Consider the following 20,192-nt stretch of genomic DNA (forward strand, 5'->3'; position numbering starts at 1 on the left):
GGCAAGGCGCAGGCCGCTGGGAATGGTTGTTCCCTTTCCAAGGCCTGCAACGCAGCCTGGCCCGCTTTAAGGCACAACCCGAAGGGCCGGGCCTGCTGTTGTGCAGGGCTGCGTTGCTCGAAGCTTATTTGGAATGACCAAACCACGCTTCTCGCGCCTTGCCCTGCACAACAGCAGACCCGGCGCGGAGGGGAAACTAGTTGAGAACGCCCCCTAAACCAGCGCAGCCTGATAACGCGCGGCGACTTCGGGCCAATTGATCACGTTGTAGAACGCATTGATGTATTCCGGACGGCGGTTCTGATAACGCAGGTAATAAGCGTGCTCCCAAACGTCCAGGCCGAGAATCGGCGTATTGCCGTTCATCAATGGGCTGTCCTGATTGCCGCTGCTTTCAACGATCAAGGTCTTTTGCGACGTCACGCTCAACCAGGCCCAACCGCTGCCGAAACGGGTCAACGCGGCTTTGGTGAAGGCCTCCTTGAAGTTTTCGAGACCACCCAGCTGTTCGTCGATCGCCCTCGCCAGCACACCTTCAGGCTGGCCACCGCCGTTGGGCACCATGACTTCCCAGAACAACGAATGGTTGGCATGCCCACCGCCCTGATTGATCACCGCCGCGCGAAGTTTTTCCGGCAATTGCTGGACAGCCGCCACCAGTTTTTCCACCGGCCATTCAGCAAATTCAGTGCCTTCGACTGCAGCGTTGAGGTTGTTGATGTAGGTCTGGTGGTGTTTGGTGTAGTGAATTTCCATGGTCTGCGCATCGATGTGCGGTTCCAGGGCGTCGTAGGCGTACGGCAAGGCAGGCAAGGTAAAAGCCATTTCAATGAACTCCATGTTGTAAGGGCGCAGGCTGATGCGAGGGCGAAGCGGTGTCGGTGTGCAACAAACGATGGGTGCGCGGATACTCGCCGTGATCGCTGATGAAATTCAGCAGCTCGACATAGGTTTTGCTGCTCTGGCGCAGCGCGGCTTCACGCAAGGCCGGCGCCAGTCGCGGGTCCTGCATGGTCCGCAACAGTCGTTGATGGATCGCGCACAGGTACTCGGCGCTCTCCTCCGGCTGGTTCAGGCGCAAGTGCAGGTCCGCCAGGTTATGGTGGGAAATCACGCAAGCCGCCACCGCTTCGTCGGCATCCGCCCAGCGCTCGAACAACACCTGAGCCAAGGCCAATGCCTGCAAATAAGCCTCGCGGGCATCAACGAGTTCGCCCAGCATGAAATGGCGGTTGGCCCTTTCGATCGTGCGTTTCCAGTGCTCCATGGTGAGCCTCCAAAGCGGTAGCAATGATTACACGCCGCCTGCGGTGAGCTTCTCTGGGTTGAGCAATTCTTCCAGTTGGCTGCGCGTCAGGTCGGTGTGTTCCAGGGCGACGTCGATCACCGGTCGGCCCTGCTGATAAGCCTTCTTGGCAATCTCAGCGGCTTTTTGGTAACCAATGATCGGGTTGAGTGCAGTGACCAGAATCGGATTGCGCGACAACGCTTCCTTGAGCCGGGCCTCGTTGACCTTGAAGCTGGCGATAGCCTTGTCGCCCAGCAGACGGCTGGCGTTGGCCAGCAACTCGATACTGCTCAGCAGGTTCTGGGCGATGATCGGCAGCATGACGTTTAGCTCGAAGTTGCCCGACTGACCGGCGACGGTAATCACCGTGTCGTTGCCGATCACTTGAGCAGCGACCATCGCGGTAGCTTCCGGGATCACCGGGTTGACCTTGCCGGGCATGATCGACGAGCCCGGCTGCAAGGCTTCGAGTTCGATTTCACCGAGACCGGCCAACGGGCCGGAATTCATCCAGCGCAGATCGTTGGCGATTTTCATCAAGGAAACCGCCGTGGCCTTGAGCTGCCCTGAAACGCTGACCGCCGTGTCCTGCGAGCCGATCAGCGCAAACAGGTCCTTGCCCGGTGTGAACTGCACTTGGGTCAGTTGGCTGAGTTGTTGGCTGAAACGCGCCGCAAATTCCGGATGGGCATTGATCCCGGTGCCCACCGCCGTGCCGCCCTGTGCCAGGGATTGCAGGCTAGGCAGCAGATCCTGCAGGTGACCGATATTGGCCTTGAGTTGTTGCGCCCAACCATTGAGCACCTGGCTCATGCGCACGGGCATGGCGTCCATCAAATGAGTACGCCCGGTTTTGACGAACGGATGAACCTGCTCGGCCTTGCGCTCGATCACCTGCACCAGATGCACCAGCGCCGGCAGCAACTGCTCATGCAAGCTCAATGCGGCGCTGACATGAATGGTGGTCGGGATGATGTCATTGCTGCTTTGGCCGCAATTGACGTGATCGTTGGGATTCACCGGCTCGCCCAGCAAGCGGCTGGCCAGGGTGGCGATCACTTCGTTGGCGTTCATGTTGGAGCTGGTGCCGGAACCGGTCTGGAAGATATCCACCGGGAAGTGCTGCATGAAGTCGCCTTCGAGCAGGCCTTGAGCCGCATCGACGATCGCCTTGCCTTGGGATTCGCTGATCTGTTTGAGCTCGACGTTGGCTCGGGCGGCAGCAGCCTTGGCCAGAATCAGCGCGCGGATGAACTGCACGGGCATCGGTTTGCCGCTGATCGGGAAGTTATCCACCGCGCGTTGGGTTTGCGCGCCGTAAAGGGCGTCCACCGGGACCTGAAGTTCGCCCATGCTGTCGCGTTCGATACGTGTGTTACTCATCGGGAGATCCTTGCACCAGTTCTATGAGAGAAATCGAAGGTTCCAACTCGCAAGTCGCCAGTTGCCAAGCGTAGCTTTGCCAACGTTTGAGGCGGCAGTCGCAGAGTGATTGCCGTTCGAGATCGCGTAGCGGTCGCCAGGCCTGGTCGAGACACAGGCTGCGCCAGTGCCAGGGCAGCGCGACGTCGGCGGCAGTGTCGAGCAATAAACGGAAGGAAGTTTCGGCGATGGTCCAGGGTGAGGTGGCCGTGCAACAGCCCAGATACCGGCCTTCAGCCAGATAATGTTCGATCAGGCGTGGCTCGTCAGGGTCCATGGCGCAACGGATCTGGCGACTCATCCAGCGCCAGCTTTCGAGGTAAGGCTGCTCGTGCAAGGCAGAACTCATGATCCGGGCTCATTCGGTAATGAGATTTATTATTAGATGATAATGAGAACCAAAACAAGCATGTAAATAAAGATCAAAAGATCGCAGCCTTCGGCAGCTCCTACATGGGCTCGGAGTGCATCTTGTAGGAGCTGCCGAAGGCTGCGATCTTTTGATCCACAAAAAAGGCGCACCACCTCATGGGTGGCGCGCCTTTTTGGTGCCGCAGTCGGAGGTTAGCTACCCGCCACTGTCATTCGTTCAATCAACACCGAACCGGTGCGAATGTTGCTGCGCAATTCCAGGTCATTACCGACCGCAATGATCTGCTTGAACATGTCGCGCATGTTGCCGGCGATGGTCACTTCCTGGACCGCGAACTGGATTTCGCCGTTCTCGACCCAGAAACCCGCCGCGCCACGGGAGTAATCGCCAGTGACCATGTTCAGGCCCTGCCCCATCAGTTCGGTGACCAGCAGGCCACGGCCCATACGGCGCAGCAAGGCGGCCTGATCTTCATCGCCATGGGTAACGAACAGGTTGTGCACGCCGCCGGCGTTGGCGGTGCTCGGCATGCCCAGCTTGCGGCCGGAGTAGGTGCCGAGTATGTAGGACACCAACTCGCCCTTCTCCACGAACGGCTTGGCGTAGGTCGCCAAGCCATCGCCGTCGAAGGCCGAACTGCCCAAGGCGCGCATCAGATGTGGACGTTCATCAATGGTCAACCATTCCGGGAACAGCTTCTGCCCCAGCGTGCCTTCGAGGAACGACGATTTGCGGTACAGACTGCCGCCGGAAATCGCCGACAGGAAACTGCCGAACAAACCACCGGCCAATTCCGCGGAAAACAGCACCGGCACTTCACAGGTCGGCACCGGACGCGCGCCCAGACGGCTCGCCGCCCGTTGCGCGGCACGTTGGCCGATGCTCTCCGCAGAGGCCAGCAAATTGCCCTGACGGTTCACGTCGTACCAGTAATCGCGCTGCATCTGGCCATCGGCTTCGGCGATCATCACGCAGCTGAGGCTGTGACGAGTCGAAGCGTAACCACCGATAAAACCGTGGCTGTTGCCGTAAACCCGGCAGCCCTGGTGAGTGCTGAGGGTGGTGCCGTCGGCATTCTTGATCCGGCTGTCGGTGGCAAACGCCGCCGCTTCACAGGCCAGCGCCTGCTCGATGGCTTGCTCCGGGGTAATGTCCCATTGATGGAACAGGTCGAAATCCTGCAGATCCTTGGCCATCAACGCGGCATCCGCCAAGCCCGAGGCTTCGTCTTCGGAGGTGTGCTTGGCAATGGCCAGCGCGGCGGCGACGGTTTCGCGAATTGCTTCCGGACCACTGGCCGAGGTGCTAGCCGAGCCTTTGCGCTGCCCCACATACAAGGTGATGCCAAAGCCCTGATCGCGATTGAACTCAACGGTTTCGACTTCCCGCTGACGCACCGTGGTCGACAGGCCCTGCTCCAGCGACACGGCCACTTCACAGGCACTGGCGCCCTGGCGCTTGGCTTCAGCGATGATCTGCTCGACTTGTTCTTGCAGTGCCGGCAACGCTTGTGGGCCGACGCTTTCAACTGCACTCATGCTGTTCTCCACTCAAATTCTGCTTTCGGCTAGGGCCTTCGAGCGACCGGGCCGGACAAGCGGCCCCCGACTGGTTATCATGGCGGCGTTTCTTTGCGGACGGCCACCATGGTTGATTCTTACGACGACTCCCTCGATACGGGAGAAAAAAGCAAATCCCAGGTTAAACGCGAGCTTCATGCTCTGGTTGACCTCGGCGAGCGCCTTACAACGCTCAAGCCTGACTTGCTGGCAAAACTGCCGTTGACCGACGCTATGCGCCGGGCCCTGGCCGATGCGCCGAAGCACACCGCGAATATCGCGCGTAAACGGCACCTTATGTTCATCGGCAAACTGATGCGCGATCAGGACACTGACGCCATTCTGACTCTGCTCGATCAACTGGATGCCTCCACTCGGCAGTACAACGAACGTTTCCATGGACTGGAACGCTGGCGCGATCGCTTGATCGCGGGCGACGATGCAGTCCTGGAGAAGTTCGTGCTCGACTACCCGGAAGCTGATCGTCAGCAATTGCGCTCCCTGATCCGTCAGGCCCAGCACGAACTGGCGACCAACAAGCCACCGGCCTCGAGCCGTAAAATCTTCAAGTACATCCGTGAGCTGGACGAGACTCAACGCGGTCTGCGTTAAGTCCCGAATCGGGTGAGTTGCCAAGCGGCTCACCCGAAGCTCCATCCCTTCTTACGATCCTGTACCACCTACAGTGATCGCATCGATTTTCAGCGTTGGCTGGCCGACACCCACCGGCACCGACTGCCCATCCTTGCCACACGTTCCCACACCGCTGTCCAGCGCCAGATCGTTACCGACCATCGACACCTTGCTCATGGCTTCCGGCCCGTTGCCGATCAACGTCGCGCCTTTGACCGGGGCAGTAATCTTGCCGTCTTCGATCAGGTACGCCTCGCTGGTGGAGAACACGAACTTGCCGCTGGTGATGTCCACCTGACCGCCGCCGAGGTTCGCGCAGTAGATGCCCTTTTTCACCGAGGCGATGATTTCCGCCGGGTCGCTTTCGCCAGCCAGCATGTAGGTGTTGGTCATGCGCGGCATCGGCAAGTGCGCGTAGGATTCGCGACGACCGTTGCCGGTGCGGGCTACGCCCATCAGGCGCGCATTGAGCTTGTCCTGCATATAACCTTTGAGCACGCCGTTTTCGATCAGTGTGGTGCACTCGGTCGGCGTGCCTTCGTCGTCGACGCTCAGCGAACCACGACGCCCGGCAAGGGTGCCGTCATCGACGATGGTGCAGAGCTTCGAAGCAACCATCTCGCCCATGCGCCCGCTGTAGGCCGAACTGCCCTTGCGGTTGAAATCGCCTTCCAGGCCATGGCCGACGGCTTCGTGCAGCAACACGCCGGACCAACCCGAGCCCAACACCACCGGCAACGTACCGGCCGGGGCCGGAATCGCTTCCAGATTCACCAGCGCCTGACGCAACGCTTCGCGGGCATAGCCCATGGCGCGGTCATCGCTGAGGAAATAGCGGTAATCGGTGCGACCGCCACCGCCATGACCACCGCGCTCACGACGGCCATTTTGCTCGACGATCACGCTGACGTTAAAACGCACCAGCGGCCGCACATCCGCCGCCAGGCCGCCGTCGGTGGAAGCAATCAAGATCCGTTCCCAGACTCCGGCCATGCTCACGGTGACTTGCTGGATACGCGGGTCCAGGGCACGAGTCGCCACATCGATACGCTTGAGCAGCTCGACTTTTTCGGCACGACTCATCACTTCCAGCGGGTTATCCGGCCCGTACAACTGGGCGACATCCTGAGTCGTGAAGGCTTGCACCGTGCCGTTCTGCCCAGCGCGGGAGATCGAACGTGCCGCACGGGCTGCGGCGCCGAGGGCTTCGAGGGTAATGGCATTGCTGTAGGCAAAACCGGTTTTCTCACCCGATTGCGCACGCACGCCGACACCCTGGTCGAGATTGAAGCTGCCTTCCTTGACGATCCCGTCTTCCAGTGCCCAGGACTCGGAAATCTGCCCCTGGAAATACAGGTCGGCGGCATCGATGCCCGGGCCGGCCAGATCGCCGAGCACACCTTGCAGGCTCTCGATCGTTACGCCGCCGGGCGCCAGGAGGTGTTCACTGACGGAGGACAACAACTCGCTCATATGCTTTACGCCTTAAATTCGTCGTTCTGATGCAGGTCGCTGAGCGCCCTGCGAGAAAAAGCGCCGGTGAGTGGACACCGGCATCCGCGCCCTGATGGACGCCTGTTCGCTGCTGTCGCGTTCGGCCAGCAGCACGGCCTCGCCCTGATCCTGTTGTGCCAGCACCCGCCCCCATGGGTCAACGATGGCGGCATGACCAAAGGTTTCTCGTGGCCCCGGATGCGTCCCACCCTGGGCGGCCGCGAGCATGTAACACTGAGTCTCGATGGCCCGCGCGCGAATCAGCACGTCCCAATGAGCCGCGCCGGTCACCGCGGTAAAGGCCGACGGCGCGGTAATCAACTCCGCGCCGGCCGCACGCAATTCACTGTAGAGCTCCGGAAATCTTAAGTCGTAACAGACGGTCAGACCGACTCGACCGACGGGCGTGTCGGCAACCACCACACCACTGCCAAAAGCATAGTCATCGGATTCGCGATAACGCCCGCGATTGTCCGCCACGTCTACGTCGAACAGATGCAGCTTGTCGTACCGCGCCACGGTTTCACCCTGGTCATCGACCAGCAACGAGCATGCATGCACTTTGGCCGTCGGTTGATCCACCGGCGGCAACGGCAATGTGCCGGCCACTATCCATAACTTGAGGTCGCGGGAGGTGTGTTTCAACCATGGCAGGATCGGGCCTTCGCCCAAGGCTTCGGCGCGGCCGATGTCGGCAATGTCGCGACGGCCCATGGCAGCGAAATTTTCCGGCAGCACGGCAAGCCGCGCGCCACCGGTCGCCGCCTGCTCAAGCAGACGACGGGCCTGGGCCAGATTGGCCAGCACGTCGCTCTGGCTGACCATTTGAATCACCGCTACAGACATGGCCTATTCCCTATGTGAAATCTACGCATACCTGTAGGAGCTGCAGAGTGAAACGAGGCTGCGATCTTTTGACCTTGATTTTTAAAGTCAAAAGATCGCAGCCTGCGACAGCTCCTACAGGGGTAAGCGGCGCCGCATAAAAACATGCTACTCCATAGGTGCGCAGGATGGCTTTTCAAAAAGGCTTGTCGAAGGTGATTTTCGGTTCTTTCCATGGGCCTTTGACGGTGTATTTGACGCTGGCAAAGCGCGCCACGCGGTCACCGATCAGCTTATCGATCAGGAACAGCGCCCCGCCGACGGCCGGTGCACCGACGATCAGCGCGGCAATCGGCAGGTTGTTAGTCACCGGTAAAGTCACCAACAACTTGGCATCGACCTGATCACCCACCAGGTCCAGTGTGCCGTTGAGCTCCACATTGCTCGACGGACCGGTCAGCAGAATCGGTTCACGGGTCACGTAGACCCCGTTACTGGCGACCAGCAGGCCTTTGACCCGGTCATAGCTCAAGCCTTTGCCGAACAGGTCGGAAAAGTCCAGGCGCAAGCGGCGGCCGATGGAGTTGAAGTTGAGCAGACCAAATACCCGCAGCGCCTGAGCGCTGCCCTCGACTTCAACAAACTGACCTTTATTGAGTGACGCATCAAGACTGCCGGAGAAGCGCTTGGTCGCCAGCCACGCCGGTGACCCAGGCCAGCGACCGTCGACATCCATATGAAACTCTTCACTGGTGACGCTCGGCGCAAACCCCCAGCCCTTGAGCACGTCGGCAAGGTTCCTGCCACTGACTCGGCCCTTGTACCAACTGCCGGAATTACCCGGCGTGCCTTCCCAGCCACCGCTGCCCCGCAAGAGGATGCCCTTGAGGCCCAGATCAAGGGCATTGAAGGCGACACCCTTGGCGGTCGGTCGAACTTTCAGGTGCCACGCGCCCACCAGATCCGGGCCCTGGAACAGCTGATTGATGGTGACATCCAGCGCCGGGATCTTCGTCGGGTCCACCGTGGCCAGCGGATCCGGCGAATTCTCGTCAGCCAGCGCCGTAGGGTCTCGTGCCGGCAAACGTACGTATTGCAGATTGACCGCAATCGGTGCAGCTTTCGCATCGGGAATTGCGACGCTGCCCTTGGCCTGCTGACTATCGAGTTGCAGGGCCCACGCGGCCGGTTTGCGCGCCAACTGCACCGACGCCTGATCCAGGGTGGTGCCAAAACCGCTGAGCTTGCCAATCTTCAAATCCGCGCCACTGAGCAACTGCTTGGCACTGCCGCCCGGATCCTGGCCAGCATATTTGGTCACCAGATCCTGCCAAGGGGCGACATCCAGCTCGGACAGTACGCCACGCACGCGCAAACCTTTGGCGCCAGGCAACACCGCACTGCCGCCACCGAGAAACAACTCGCCGCGACCGTCGGCGAAATCGCCGGTCGGTGCCGCAAACGTGAAGCTTGCCAGTTCACCATAGGTGGCCCAGTAACGGCGCTCGGCTCCTTGCAGGGTCATGCGGAACACGGTATCGCGCCCGACATCGGCGGCCATGCCGAACGGCGCCGGCAAATCCACCGCCACGCCTTTGAGGTTGGAGCTGACCATCAATTGACTGTCGGCGCCATCAAGGTTTAGCTGCAGCTGATAAGGGATCATCCCCGTCACCGGCAATGGCTGAGTGACATTCAGCCATTCGGTGAGTTTCTTGACCTCGACCTCACCCGATGCGGCAACCCGAGTGTTGAGCTTGCCCGGGCTGCCTTCGGCGAAGATCTGTGCTGTCACCGGCTTGTCGAAGGCTCGCGCCGTGATCTTTTGCCCGCTCAGACCCTTGGTGCTGTCGAAACGGAAATCGCCCTTGAGTTGTGTCAGTTCCAGGGTGGGCTCACTGAGCTTCAAACGGGCCTTGGCGGTCTTGAAGTCGACGAGGATTTTCGGCTGCTCGCCTTTGACCAGCGGGATATCGAGCTTGAGCTTGCCTTGCAGTTCGCCTTCGCCCTCCCAACCGGCGAACGTTTCGGCAGTGCCGATCGGCGCTTCCTGCAAAATCTTCAGGCCATCGCCCAACCCGCCATCAAAGGCGCCGTCGAGGAACAGATGACTGCTCTGCCCAGGGGGCACACGGGGAATATTGACGTAGACATCACGGACCTGAGTGTCGAGCAATTGGCCCTTGCTCGCGAGAATCCGCACACCGCTGTCTTCGATGAACACATCGCCGCTGACCTTGCTGACATGCGGCCAGCCCGGCTGAAACGCCAGCTCGGCATCGTGGACCTTGAAAAACAGGCTGATGCTGCGAGCCGTTTCGGCGGCGCCGTGGTTGAGCGAACCCTGGTACTGGAAGAAACCTTCATCCACCGCGCCTTTGAGAATCGCGGTGCGCAGCCATTCGTCCAGGCCCGGGCTGAGAACCGTTGGCAGGTATTTGGCGGTGTAGCGACCGTCGCCGTCGACCAGGCCGACCCGCAGGTCCATGTAGTCTTCCTGGGTGTGATCGAAATGCAGGCGGATCAGGAAGTCGCCGGCAATCTTGCCCTCCTCGCCCAGCACCTTCAGGTACGGCGAGATCAGGGTGAAACGTTCTTTGTCGAGTTTCCAGGTCAACCGGGCATTGGCCTGAATGTATTGCCATGGCTTGGCGAAAATCGGGTCCAGGTGCAGGGAGAAATCCTTGCTGTCCATGCGCAGCTCACCTTGCCCGAGATCGCCGCTGATGCTGCCACTGACATTTCGCACCGCTGGTGCACCGCGATAAGCGTCGAAGCCGACCTTTTCCAGATTGGCGGCAAAGCTGAATTTGCTGTCATCGGTAGCGGCTGGGCGGAAGTCGATCAGCACGTTGCGCAAAACTCCGGTGACCTTGAGCCGCTCGACCGCCGTGGCGACACCTTCGGGCAGTGGGCCCAGTGCGTTCAGCAGCGGAGTGAGCGGTGTGAGATCGAGACGGTCGGCTTGCAGATGCAAGAGCTCTGGCACCTTGTCTGTCGCGGCAGTTTGTTGAAATTGCAGTTTCGATTCCCAGCGGGTGTCACCCAGGCTCATCGCCAGAGAATCCAGGGTCACCAGAACGCCTGTGGAACTGCGCTGGAAATACCCGTTGAGCGCCAGATTGTTGATCTGGATCGGATTGCGCTCGGCATAGGCGCCCTTGAGTTGCGGCGCGTTCAAACGAATCGCGGCGCGTTGCAGGGTGCCCTTGCTCCAGTTCACCCAGAGCTCGCCACCGGCCTTGATCTCGGAGAAGTTCCATTGCTGGGTCAGGCGCTCGGGCAACCATTTCGACCAATCACTCTGCGGCAGGCTCAGGTAAGCGTCCGCTTCGCCGTCCTTCCATTGAGCAGCGTGCAAACGGGTGCGCAGGCTCATCGCCACCGGCTGGCCGTCGGGCAGGGTCAAACGGGCATCGAGCCGCTGGCGGGATGGACCGGTTTTCAGATTCAGGCCGACGTACGTCAGGGTCAGCGGCGACTCCCCCAGCGGCTGCAAGGTGATCTGGCTGTCGAGTACCGACAGCTGCTGGACCCTCTGCATGCGATTGAGCAACTGCTCCGGGTCCAGCGGCTGGTCTTGCTGCACCGGCAACCCTTCCAGCGCCCAATGACCGTCTTCGCCTTCCTTGAGGCTGATCTTCAGGCCGTTGAGTTCCAGGTGTGCGATGCGCACTTCGCGCGCCAGCAGGCTGGCCCAGAGATCCGGCACCGCGCGCACCTGATCCAGGCGCAAGGCATTGGAACCCTCGCCGACCATCACGTCATGGGCCAGCAGAACCGGAGCGAGGCCGCTCCAGTTGCCTTCCAGCTTGCCGATCTGCAGGGGCATGCCCAAGGCAACGCTGGCGTTGTCTTCGACGTCGGCACGGTACTCGGCCACCAGCGGCGTCAGCTCCCGGCCGAGGCTGACAAACAGCGCCATCAGCACCAAAACCAACGCACACAGGCCCAGACCCCAGCGGGTCAGTGCGGCCAAAATGCGTGTCAGACGGTCCATGTCAGTTGGCTCCCATGGCAAAAATACTGCAAAAAGCTGAGGCCAGCCGTTCTAGTGGAGTTGAAACACAACGATTCAGAGCAACACCACGTCGTATTGTTCCTGGGAATACATGGTTTCCACCTGGAACCGAATAGTGCGTCCGATAAAGCCTTCGAGCTCGGCGACGTTGCCCGACTCTTCGTCGAGCAAACGGTCGACCACTTTCTGATTCGCCAGCACCCGGTAGCCTTCGGCCTGATAAGCCCGGGCCTCACGCAGGATTTCGCGGAAGATCTCGTAGCACACGGTTTCCGGAGTCTTGAGTTTGCCGCGACCCTGGCAGCTGCTGCACGGTTCGCACAGCACTTGCTCAAGACTTTCGCGGGTGCGCTTGCGGGTCATCTGTACCAGGCCCAACTCGGTGATGCCGATGATGTTGGTCTTGGCGTGATCGCGTTCCAGTTGCTTCTCGAGCGTGCGCAACACCTGACGCTGATGCTCTTCATCTTCCATATCGATGAAGTCGATGATGATGATCCCGCCCAGGTTACGCAGGCGCAGCTGACGGGCAATGGCGGTGGCGGCTTCGAGGTTGGTCTTGAAGATGGTTTCTTCGAGGTTGCGATGACCGACGAAGGCCCCGGTATTGACGTCGATGGTGCTCATGGCTTCCGCCGGATCGACCACCAGATAACCGCCGGATTTGAGCGGCACCTTGCGTTCCAGGGCTTTCTGGATTTCGTCTTCGACGCCATATAAGTCGAAGATCGGCCGTTCACCTGGGTAATGCTCCAGACGGTCGGCGATTTCCGGCATCAGTTCGGCGACGAACTGCGTGGTTTTCTGGAAAGTTTCCCGCGAATCGATGCGGATCTTCTCGATCTTCGGGCTCACCAGATCGCGCAAGGTACGCAGCGCGAGGCCGAGGTCTTCGTAGATCACACTCGGCGCGCTGATGGTCTTGATCTGTTCGTTGATCTGGTCCCAGAGCCTGCGCAGGTAGCGGATGTCCATGAGGATTTCATCGGCCCCGGCCCCTTCGGCAGCAGTGCGCAGAATAAAACCGCCGGCTTCCTTGATGCCTTCTTTGGCCACGCAGTCGGTGACCACTTGCTTGAGGCGTTCACGCTCGGCTTCGTCCTCGATCTTCAGGGAAATACCAACGTGGGCGGTGCGCGGCATGTACACCAGATAGCGCGACGGAATCGACAGTTGCGTGGTAAGGCGTGCGCCTTTGGAGCCGATCGGGTCCTTGGTGACTTGCACCACCAGGCTTTGACCTTCATGAACCAGCGCGCTGATGCTTTCCACCGTCGGGCCTTCGCGAAGGGAAATCTCCGAGGCATGAATGAACGCTGCGCGATCCAGCCCGATATCGACGAAGGCCGCCTGCATGCCCGGCAATACCCGCACGACCTTGCCTTTATAGATGTTGCCGACGATCCCGCGCTTTTGCGTGCGCTCGACGTGGACCTCTTGCAGGACACCGTTTTCGACCACCGCCACGCGCGATTCCATCGGCGTGATGTTGATCAGGATCTCTTCACTCATGGCAGGGTCTCGTTCAGGCATGTTCACGATAATGGCCGCATCTTGTCAGTACGACGCTCAGCGCGCGTTAAGGGTTTGCCAACAGGGTATGCCGAAATGGCCGAGCAGCTCGCAGGTTTCGCACAGCGGCAATCCGACCACCGCCGAATAACTGCCGTTGAGCCCGGCGACGAACACCGCGCCCAGCCCTTGAATCCCGTAGCCGCCAGCCTTGTCCCGAGGTTCGCCGCTGGCCCAGTAGGCCGCCGCTTCGTCGCGGTCGATATTGCGAAAACGCACCAGGCTGCGCACCACCAAAGACTCGCAGCGCTCGCCATCGCGCACCGCAATCGCTGTCAGCACTTCATGTTCGCGCCCGGACAACAGCATAAGCATGGCGCATGCGTCGGCTTCGTCCACCGGCTTGCCGAGAATTTTCCCGTCCAGCACTACGGCGGTGTCGGCACCCAGCACGCAGAAATCGGCGTCGGACACGACCGTCCCGTGCCCGGCCTCGGCCTTGCCGCGCGCCAGACGCTCGACATAGGCCGATGGGCATTCTTCAGGTAAAGGGGTTTCATCGATGTCCGCGCTGATGACGGAGAACGACACGCCGATCTGCGTGAGCAGTTCACGCCGACGCGGCGAGCCTGAGGCGAGGTACAGCTGCTTCATCAAGACATCTCCCTGCTAGTGCCCTGTCTCACAAATACTGTTCCTTTTTGGCGAGACAGGGCACCGGCGCGAGCACATGCCTGACCGAATTAATTGATTTTGTAGCGTCGACGCAAACCGCGCAAACCGTAGCTGATCCATGGCCAGAGCAACGCGCTGACCAGTGCCGGCAACACCAGCGCGAGGGTCGGCTGACGATTGCCGGTCAGGGCGCTCAGCCACAACTGAACCAGTTGGGCGAGGCCGAAGATCACCAGGATCACCAGGCTCTGTTGCCACATCGGGAACATGCGCAGGCGCTGTTGCAGCGACAGCACCAGGAAGGTAATGAGCGTGAGGATCAACGCGTTCTGGCCCAGCAACGTGCCATACAGCACGTCTTCGGCCAGCCCCAGGCACCAGGCGGTCACCATGCCGACTTTCTGCGGCAGGGCCAACGCCCAGAAGGCCAACAGCAAGGCCAGCCACAGAGGACGCAGGATTTCCATGAACTGCGGCAATGGCGAAACGCTGAGCAGCATGCCAATGGCGAAGGTCAACCAGACCATCCAGCCGTTTCGGGAGGAAGTTGCACCGCCCATTATTCTCTTCCCCCAGTGGTAGCCGGCGCGGAGACAGGCGGTTTGGCAGCAGGCTTCACGGCAGCGGGCTGAGCCGCCGGTGGTTTGGCGGCGGCTGGTGCCGACGCGGGTGGCTTGCTGGCAGCATGGGCAGCGGCCGGTTTTGCCGGGGTCGCGGCAGCAGGTGCGACAGCAGGCGCAGCGGCCGGAACAGCCGGAGCAGCGACCGCAGCCGGTATCACCGACACGGCAGGTTTGGGCACGGTTGCTGGAATGATCGGCCCACCGCCGTGCTGGTCTAGCGCTTCCTGAGCCTGGGCGGCTTCGTTGGCGCGTTCCTCAGGCGTGCGGCCATCACTGAACACCAACAGCAGATAACGGCTGCGGTTCAACGCGGCGGTCGGCACCGCACGAACGATGGCAAATGGCTGACCGGAATCGTGAATCACTTCCTTGACCGTCGCCACCGGGTAACCCGCAGGGAAACGCTGGCCAAGACCGGAGCTGACCAGCAGATCGCCTTCCTTAATGTCGGCGGTATCAGCCACATGCCGCAGCTCAAGGCGTTCCGGGTTGCCGGTGCCGCTGGCAATCGCCCGCAGACCGTTACGGTTCACCTGCACTGGGATGCTGTGGGTGGTGTCAGTCAGCAACAGTACGCGAGAGGTGTACGGCATCAACTCCACCACCTGCCCCATCAGGCCGCGGGCATCGAGCACCGGCTGACCGAGGACCACGCCGTCGCGCTCACCTTTATTGATGATGATGCGATGGGTAAAGGGGTTGGGGTCCATGCCGATCAACTCGGCCACTTCGACCTTTTCGTTGACCAGCGCGGAAGAGTTGAGCAACTCGCGCAGCCGAACGTTCTGCTCGGTGAGGGCGGCCAGCTTTTGCATGCGCCCCTGCAACAGCAGGTTTTCGGTTTTGAGTTTTTCGTTTTCGGCGACCAGTTCGGTCCGGCTGCCGAATTGGCTGGCCACACCTTGCCATAGCCGCTGCGGTAGATCGGTGATCCAGTAAGACTGCATCAGCACCAGCGACATTTGGCTACGCACTGGCTTGAGCAGTGTGAAGCGGGCATCGACCACCATCAGCGCGACCGATAGCACGGCCAGCACCAACAAGCGCACGCCCAGTGAGGGGCCTTTGGTGAAAAGCGGTTTAATAAGCCGCTCCTCCCAGGCAAATGTTCTCTTTATTCATACGGCATCAAACCGGCCTGGATGCAGACTGACAGAAGATAAACGCCAACAGGCAGCACTGCAAAGTGCTGCCTGTGCGCTCAACAGCATAGAGGCGATCCGGCGACTTATTCGCTGGAAAGCAGATCCATGGTGTGTTTATCCATCATTTCCAATGCACGACCACCGCCGCGAGCAACGCAGGTCAGCGGGTCTTCGGCGACGATCACCGGCAGACCGGTTTCCTGGGCCAGTAACTTGTCGAGGTCGCGCAGCAAGGCGCCACCACCGGTCAGTACCAGGCCACGTTCGGCGATATCCGACGCCAGCTCCGGAGGCGATTGCTCCAATGCACTTTTCACAGCCTGAACGATGGTGGCCAGGGACTCTTGCAGAGCTTCCAGCACTTCATTGGAGTTCAGGGTGAATGCGCGTGGAACGCCTTCGGCCAGGTTACGGCCGCGAACATCGACTTCACGAACTTCGCCGCCCGGGTAGGCCGTACCGATTTCCTGTTTGATACGCTCGGCGGTGGATTCGCCGATCAGGCTGCCGTAGTTGCGACGCACATAGGTGATGATCGCTTCGTCGAAGCGGTCGCCGCCAACCCGTACGGATTCGGCATAAACCACACCGTTGAGGGAGATCAGCGCGATTTCAGTGGTACCGCCACCGATATCGACAACCATCGAACCGCGAGCCTCTTCAACCGGCAGGCCAGCACCGATCGCAGCAGCCATCGGCTCTTCGATCAGGAATACTTCACGGGCACCGGCACCAAGGGCCGATTCACGGATGGCACGACGCTCAACCTGGGTCGATTTGCATGGAACGCAGATCAGCACACGAGGGCTAGGCTGCAGAAAGCTGTTTTCGTGAACCTTGTTGATAAAGTACTGCAGCATTTTTTCGCAGACGCTGAAGTCGGCGATCACACCGTCCTTCATCGGACGAATGGCAGCAATGTTGCCCGGCGTACGGCCGAGCATGCGCTTGGCCTCGGTGCCGACAGCAACGACACTTTTCTGGTTACCGTGTGTCCGAATAGCCACAACGGAGGGCTCATTCAGGACGATACCGCGCTCGCGCACGTAAATAAGGGTGTTGGCAGTGCCCAGGTCAATGGAAAGATCGCTGGAAAACATGCCACGCAGTTTCTTGAACATGGGAAAGGGACCCTAGGCAACGCGTGGGTAAAAAAGTGCGGCAAACTCTAACAACGACAGGGATTTTGGGCAAGGCGCCAATATGTTAAATTGGCCGCTTTTCTGTGCACCAAGCACCACAATCGCGGCCCTGAGACCGTAGATATGCGGTAGTGTTCCGACAATCTAACACACGGACGCGGTCCGTTTTGTTTTCCACTGGAGAATCCCATGGCGCTTGAACGCTCCGACGTGGAAAAAATCGCTCATTTGGCCTGCCTTGGCCTCAATGATGCCGATCTTCCACACATCACTTCGGCCCTGAACAGCATTCTCGGGCTGGTCGACGAAATGCAAGCGGTCAATACCGACGGTATCGAGCCGCTGGCCCACCCACTGGAAGCCAGCCAGCGCCTGCGTGCAGACGTCGTGACCGAAACCAATCATCGCGAGGCCTATCAGTCCATCGCACCAGCGGTCGAAAACGGCCTGTATCTGGTTCCGAAAGTCATCGACTAAAGGGAAAGAGCCTGCAATGCATCAATTGACTCTGGCCGAGATCGCCCGCGGACTCGCCGATAAAAAGTTTTCTTCCGAAGAGCTGACCAAAGTCCTGCTGGCGCGTATCGCCCAGCTCGACCCGCAGCTCAACAGTTTCATCAGCCTCACCGAAGACCTGGCGCTCCAGCAGGCGAAAGCCGCTGACGCTCGTCGGGCCAATGGTGAGAGCGGCGCCCTGCTCGGCGCGCCTATCGCCCACAAAGACCTGTTCTGCACCCAGGGCATCCGCACCAGCTGCGGCTCGAAGATGCTCGACAACTTCAAAGCACCGTACGACGCCACCGTGGTCGCCAAACTGGCTGCTGCCGGGGCCGTGACCCTGGGCAAGACCAACATGGACGAATTCGCCATGGGGTCGGCCAACGAGTCGAGCTACTACGGCGCGGTGAAAAACCCGTGGAACCTGGAACACGTTCCGGGCGGCTCGTCTGGCGGTTCGGCTGCTGCGGTTGCCGCTCGTCTGTTGCCAGCGGCGACGGGCACCGACACTGGCGGTTCGATTCGTCAGCCCGCCGCGCTGACCAACCTCACCGGCCTGAAACCGACGTACGGTCGCGTTTCGCGCTGGGGCATGATCGCCTACGCGTCCAGCCTCGATCAGGGTGGCCCATTGGCCCGCACCGCCGAAGACTGCGCGATCCTGCTGCAAGGCATGGCCGGTTTCGACCCGCAGGACTCCACCAGCATCGATGAGCCCGTGCCTGATTACAGCGCCGGCCTCAACGGTTCGCTGCAAGGCCTGCGCATCGGCGTGCCGAAGGAATACTTCAGCGCCGGTCTGGACCCACGTATCGCCGACCTGGTCATGGCCAGCGTTGAAGAGCTGAAAAAGCTCGGCGCCGTGGTCAAGGAAATCAGCCTGCCGAACATGCAGCACGCCATCCCTGCGTACTACGTGATCGCCCCGGCGGAAGCGTCTTCCAACCTGTCGCGTTTCGACGGCGTGCGTTTCGGCTATCGCTGCGAAGACCCGAAAAACCTGGAAGACCTGTACAAGCGTTCCCGTGGCGAAGGTTTCGGCCCGGAAGTGCAGCGCCGGATCATGGTCGGTGCCTACGCGCTGTCGGCCGGTTACTACGACGCCTACTACCTGAAGGCGCAGAAAATCCGTCGCCTGATCAAGAACGACTTCATGGCTGCCTTTAATGAGGTCGACATCATCCTCGGCCCAACCACGCCGAACCCGGCCTGGAAGCTCGGCGCCAAGAACAGCGACCCGGTCGCTGCGTACCTGGAAGACGTCTACACCATCACCGCCAACCTCGCCGGTCTGCCGGGCTTGTCCATGCCAGCAGGTTTTGTCGATGGGCTGCCGGTCGGCGTGCAGTTACTCGCTCCGTATTTCCAGGAAGGCCGCCTGTTGAACGTTGCCCATCAGTATCAGTTAAACACTGACTGGCACACCCGCACCCCAACCGGCTTCTGAGGAGAAACACATGCAATGGGAAGTCGTGATCGGGCTGGAGATTCATACCCAGCTCACCACCCGGTCGAAAATCTTTTCCGGTAGTTCCACCACCTTCGGTTCCGAGCCGAACACCCAGGCCAGCCTGGTAGACCTCGGCATGCCCGGCGTATTGCCGGTGCTGAACCAGGAAGCGGTGCGCATGGCGGTGATGTTCGGCCTGGCCATCGATGCCGAGATCGGTCAGCACAACGTGTTCGCCCGTAAAAACTATTTCTACCCGGACCTGCCCAAGGGCTACCAGATCAGCCAGATGGAATTGCCGATCGTCGGCAAGGGCCACCTGGACATCGCCATGGAAGACGGCACGATCAAACGTGTCGGCGTGACCCGTGCGCACCTGGAAGAAGACGCCGGCAAAAGCCTGCACGAAGAGTTCAACGGTGCCACCGGCATCGACCTGAACCGTGCCGGTACGCCGCTGCTGGAAATCGTTTCCGAGCCGGACATGCGCAGCGCCAAGGAAGCCGTGGCCTACGTCAAAACGATCCATGCGCTGGTGCGTTACCTCGGCATCTGCGACGGCAACATGGCCGAAGGTTCGCTGCGTTGCGACTGCAACGTGTCGATCCGTCCAAAGGGCCAGGTTGAGTTCGGTACGCGCTGCGAGATCAAGAACGTCAACTCGTTCCGCTTCATCGAGAAGGCAATCAACACCGAAGTGCAGCGTCAGATCGAGCTGATCGAAGACGGCGGCAAGGTGATCCAGCAGACCCGTCTGTACGATCCGAACAAAGACGAAACCCGTCCGATGCGCAGCAAAGAGGAAGCCAACGACTACCGTTACTTCCCCGATCCGGACCTGCTGCCGGTGGTCATCGAGGACTCGTTCCTCAACGACGTGCGCGCCACCCTGCCGGAACTGCCACCGCAGAAGCGCGAGCGTTTCCAGGAACAGTTCGGTCTATCGGTCTACGACGCCAGCGTCCTGGCCACCAGCCGCGAGCAAGCCGATTACTTCGAGAAAGTCGCGAGCATCGGCGGCGACGCCAAACTGGCGGCCAACTGGGTGATGGTTGAACTGGGCAGCCTGTTGAACAAGCAAGGCCTGGACATCGACCAGTCGCCGGTTTCGGCCGAGCAACTGGGCGGCATGCTGCTACGCATCAAGGACAACACCATCTCCGGCAAGATTGCCAAAGTGGTCTTTGAAGCCATGGCCAACGGCGAAGGCAGCGCGGACGAGATCATCGACAAGCGCGGCCTCAAGCAAGTAACCGACACCGGCGCGATCTCGGCGGTGCTGGACGAAATGCTCGCGGCCAACGCCGAGCAGGTCGAACAATACCGCGCGGCAGACGAAGCCAAACGCGGCAAGATGTTCGGCTTCTTCGTCGGCCAGGCCATGAAAGCCTCCAAAGGCAAGGCCAACCCGCAACAGGTCAACGAACTGCTTAAAAGCAAGCTCGAAGGCTGATGAGAATGGAGCCAGCATTCAAACCTGGCTCCATTCCCTGTGGGAGCGGGCTTGCTCGCGAATGCTGTTCGGCACTCAA

17 protein-coding genes are annotated in these 20,192 nt (G+C 60.4%); 4 read left to right on the forward strand and 13 right to left on the reverse strand.

Annotation, left to right across the window (positions count from 1 at the left end; translation table 11 throughout):
- Window positions 1-213 precede the first annotated feature (213 nt).
- From TU81_RS22675 to pmbA, 5 genes are all read right to left on the reverse strand, one after another.
- The gene (locus tag TU81_RS22675; protein ID WP_038978965.1) at window positions 214-825 is read right to left on the reverse strand and encodes a superoxide dismutase; all 612 of its coding nucleotides are present in this window, start codon (window positions 823-825) and stop codon (window positions 214-216) included.
- A 1-nt stretch (window position 826) separates the two neighbouring features.
- Window positions 827-1,267 carry a hypothetical protein gene (locus TU81_RS22680; protein ID WP_038978964.1) on the reverse strand — a complete coding sequence of 147 codons (441 nt, stop codon included), beginning with the start codon at window positions 1,265-1,267 and terminating at the stop codon, window positions 827-829.
- Between the two features lie 27 nt (window positions 1,268-1,294).
- Window positions 1,295-2,671, reverse strand: a complete 1,377-nt coding sequence (locus tag TU81_RS22685) for a class II fumarate hydratase (RefSeq protein ID WP_048396568.1) — start codon at window positions 2,669-2,671, stop codon at window positions 1,295-1,297.
- Window positions 2,664-3,059, reverse strand: coding sequence for a hypothetical protein (locus TU81_RS22690; protein ID WP_038978962.1), 396 nt, complete (start codon window positions 3,057-3,059; stop codon window positions 2,664-2,666). The genes TU81_RS22685 and TU81_RS22690 overlap by 8 nt, the downstream gene beginning before the upstream one ends.
- A 215-nt stretch (window positions 3,060-3,274) precedes the next feature.
- On the reverse strand, window positions 3,275-4,621 hold the full coding sequence (gene pmbA, locus TU81_RS22695) for a metalloprotease PmbA (RefSeq protein ID WP_038978961.1): 1,347 nt from the start codon (window positions 4,619-4,621) through the stop codon (window positions 3,275-3,277).
- A gap of 108 nt (window positions 4,622-4,729) precedes the next feature.
- Between pmbA and yjgA the strand changes: the two genes are divergently transcribed.
- A complete protein-coding gene (gene yjgA, locus TU81_RS22700; RefSeq protein WP_007901505.1) occupies window positions 4,730-5,254 on the forward strand; it encodes a ribosome biogenesis factor YjgA in 525 nt (174 codons plus the stop codon).
- Between the two features lie 51 nt (window positions 5,255-5,305).
- Here yjgA and tldD read toward each other — a convergent pair whose 3' ends face one another.
- The 8 genes from tldD to mreB form a co-directional block, all read right to left on the reverse strand.
- Window positions 5,306-6,748, reverse strand: coding sequence for a metalloprotease TldD (tldD, locus tag TU81_RS22705; RefSeq protein ID WP_038978960.1), 1,443 nt, complete (start codon window positions 6,746-6,748; stop codon window positions 5,306-5,308).
- A gap of 12 nt (window positions 6,749-6,760) precedes the next feature.
- Window positions 6,761-7,615 carry a carbon-nitrogen hydrolase family protein gene (locus TU81_RS22710; protein WP_048396570.1) on the reverse strand — a complete coding sequence of 285 codons (855 nt, stop codon included), beginning with the start codon at window positions 7,613-7,615 and terminating at the stop codon, window positions 6,761-6,763.
- Between the two features lie 175 nt (window positions 7,616-7,790).
- Entirely contained in the window at window positions 7,791-11,594 is a 3,804-nt protein-coding gene (locus TU81_RS22715; protein ID WP_048396572.1) for a YhdP family protein, read from the reverse strand.
- 75 nt (window positions 11,595-11,669) lie between these two features.
- Window positions 11,670-13,127 (reverse strand): ribonuclease G, encoded by a 1,458-nt coding sequence (rng, locus tag TU81_RS22720; protein WP_008067330.1) that lies wholly within the window; start codon window positions 13,125-13,127, stop codon window positions 11,670-11,672.
- 57 nt (window positions 13,128-13,184) lie between these two features.
- Window positions 13,185-13,781, reverse strand: a complete 597-nt coding sequence (locus TU81_RS22725) for a Maf family protein (protein WP_038978957.1) — start codon at window positions 13,779-13,781, stop codon at window positions 13,185-13,187.
- An 89-nt stretch (window positions 13,782-13,870) separates the two neighbouring features.
- Window positions 13,871-14,362, reverse strand: coding sequence for a rod shape-determining protein MreD (gene mreD / locus TU81_RS22730; RefSeq protein WP_038978956.1), 492 nt, complete (start codon window positions 14,360-14,362; stop codon window positions 13,871-13,873).
- Window positions 14,362-15,510, reverse strand: coding sequence for a rod shape-determining protein MreC (gene mreC / locus TU81_RS22735; protein ID WP_082157868.1), 1,149 nt, complete (start codon window positions 15,508-15,510; stop codon window positions 14,362-14,364). The genes mreD and mreC overlap by 1 nt, the downstream gene beginning before the upstream one ends.
- 143 nt (window positions 15,511-15,653) lie before the next feature.
- Window positions 15,654-16,691 carry a rod shape-determining protein MreB gene (mreB, locus tag TU81_RS22740; RefSeq protein ID WP_002555108.1) on the reverse strand — a complete coding sequence of 346 codons (1,038 nt, stop codon included), beginning with the start codon at window positions 16,689-16,691 and terminating at the stop codon, window positions 15,654-15,656.
- 210 nt (window positions 16,692-16,901) lie between these two features.
- Here mreB and gatC point away from each other — a divergent pair, with 210 nt between their 5' ends.
- From gatC to gatB, 3 genes are read left to right on the forward strand one after another with little or no spacing between them, the layout of a single operon-like run.
- Entirely contained in the window at window positions 16,902-17,189 is a 288-nt protein-coding gene (gene gatC / locus TU81_RS22745; protein ID WP_007901429.1) for an Asp-tRNA(Asn)/Glu-tRNA(Gln) amidotransferase subunit GatC, read from the forward strand.
- A 16-nt stretch (window positions 17,190-17,205) separates the two neighbouring features.
- A complete protein-coding gene (gatA, locus tag TU81_RS22750; RefSeq protein WP_038978954.1) occupies window positions 17,206-18,657 on the forward strand; it encodes an Asp-tRNA(Asn)/Glu-tRNA(Gln) amidotransferase subunit GatA in 1,452 nt (483 codons plus the stop codon).
- A gap of 10 nt (window positions 18,658-18,667) precedes the next feature.
- Window positions 18,668-20,113, forward strand: coding sequence for an Asp-tRNA(Asn)/Glu-tRNA(Gln) amidotransferase subunit GatB (gene gatB, locus TU81_RS22755; protein ID WP_048396576.1), 1,446 nt, complete (start codon window positions 18,668-18,670; stop codon window positions 20,111-20,113).
- The last annotated feature ends 79 nt before the right edge of the window (window positions 20,114-20,192 follow it).

It is taken from the genome of Pseudomonas lini (genome assembly GCF_001042905.1).
In the GTDB taxonomy this organism is placed as follows: domain Bacteria; phylum Pseudomonadota; class Gammaproteobacteria; order Pseudomonadales; family Pseudomonadaceae; genus Aquipseudomonas; species Aquipseudomonas lini.

Bases quoted from the DNA above. Each gene is read 5' to 3' on its own strand.
- TU81_RS22675 (WP_038978965.1), bottom strand. From the start codon at position 825: ATGGCTTTTACCTTGCCTGCCTTGCCGTACGCCTACGACGCCCTGGAA.
- TU81_RS22680 (WP_038978964.1), bottom strand. From the start codon at position 1,267: ATGGAGCACTGGAAACGCACGATCGAAAGGGCCAACCGCCATTTCATG.
- TU81_RS22685 (WP_048396568.1), bottom strand. From the start codon at position 2,671: ATGAGTAACACACGTATCGAACGCGACAGCATGGGCGAACTTCAGGTC.
- TU81_RS22690 (WP_038978962.1), bottom strand. From the start codon at position 3,059: ATGAGTTCTGCCTTGCACGAGCAGCCTTACCTCGAAAGCTGGCGCTGG.
- pmbA (WP_038978961.1), bottom strand. From the start codon at position 4,621: ATGAGTGCAGTTGAAAGCGTCGGCCCACAAGCGTTGCCGGCACTGCAA.
- yjgA (WP_007901505.1), top strand. From the start codon at position 4,730: ATGGTTGATTCTTACGACGACTCCCTCGATACGGGAGAAAAAAGCAAA.
- tldD (WP_038978960.1), bottom strand. From the start codon at position 6,748: ATGAGCGAGTTGTTGTCCTCCGTCAGTGAACACCTCCTGGCGCCCGGC.
- TU81_RS22710 (WP_048396570.1), bottom strand. From the start codon at position 7,615: ATGTCTGTAGCGGTGATTCAAATGGTCAGCCAGAGCGACGTGCTGGCC.
- TU81_RS22715 (WP_048396572.1), bottom strand. From the start codon at position 11,594: ATGGACCGTCTGACACGCATTTTGGCCGCACTGACCCGCTGGGGTCTG.
- rng (WP_008067330.1), bottom strand. From the start codon at position 13,127: ATGAGTGAAGAGATCCTGATCAACATCACGCCGATGGAATCGCGCGTG.
- TU81_RS22725 (WP_038978957.1), bottom strand. From the start codon at position 13,781: ATGAAGCAGCTGTACCTCGCCTCAGGCTCGCCGCGTCGGCGTGAACTG.
- mreD (WP_038978956.1), bottom strand. From the start codon at position 14,362: ATGGGCGGTGCAACTTCCTCCCGAAACGGCTGGATGGTCTGGTTGACC.
- mreB (WP_002555108.1), bottom strand. From the start codon at position 16,691: ATGTTCAAGAAACTGCGTGGCATGTTTTCCAGCGATCTTTCCATTGAC.
- gatC (WP_007901429.1), top strand. From the start codon at position 16,902: ATGGCGCTTGAACGCTCCGACGTGGAAAAAATCGCTCATTTGGCCTGC.
- gatA (WP_038978954.1), top strand. From the start codon at position 17,206: ATGCATCAATTGACTCTGGCCGAGATCGCCCGCGGACTCGCCGATAAA.
- gatB (WP_048396576.1), top strand. From the start codon at position 18,668: ATGCAATGGGAAGTCGTGATCGGGCTGGAGATTCATACCCAGCTCACC.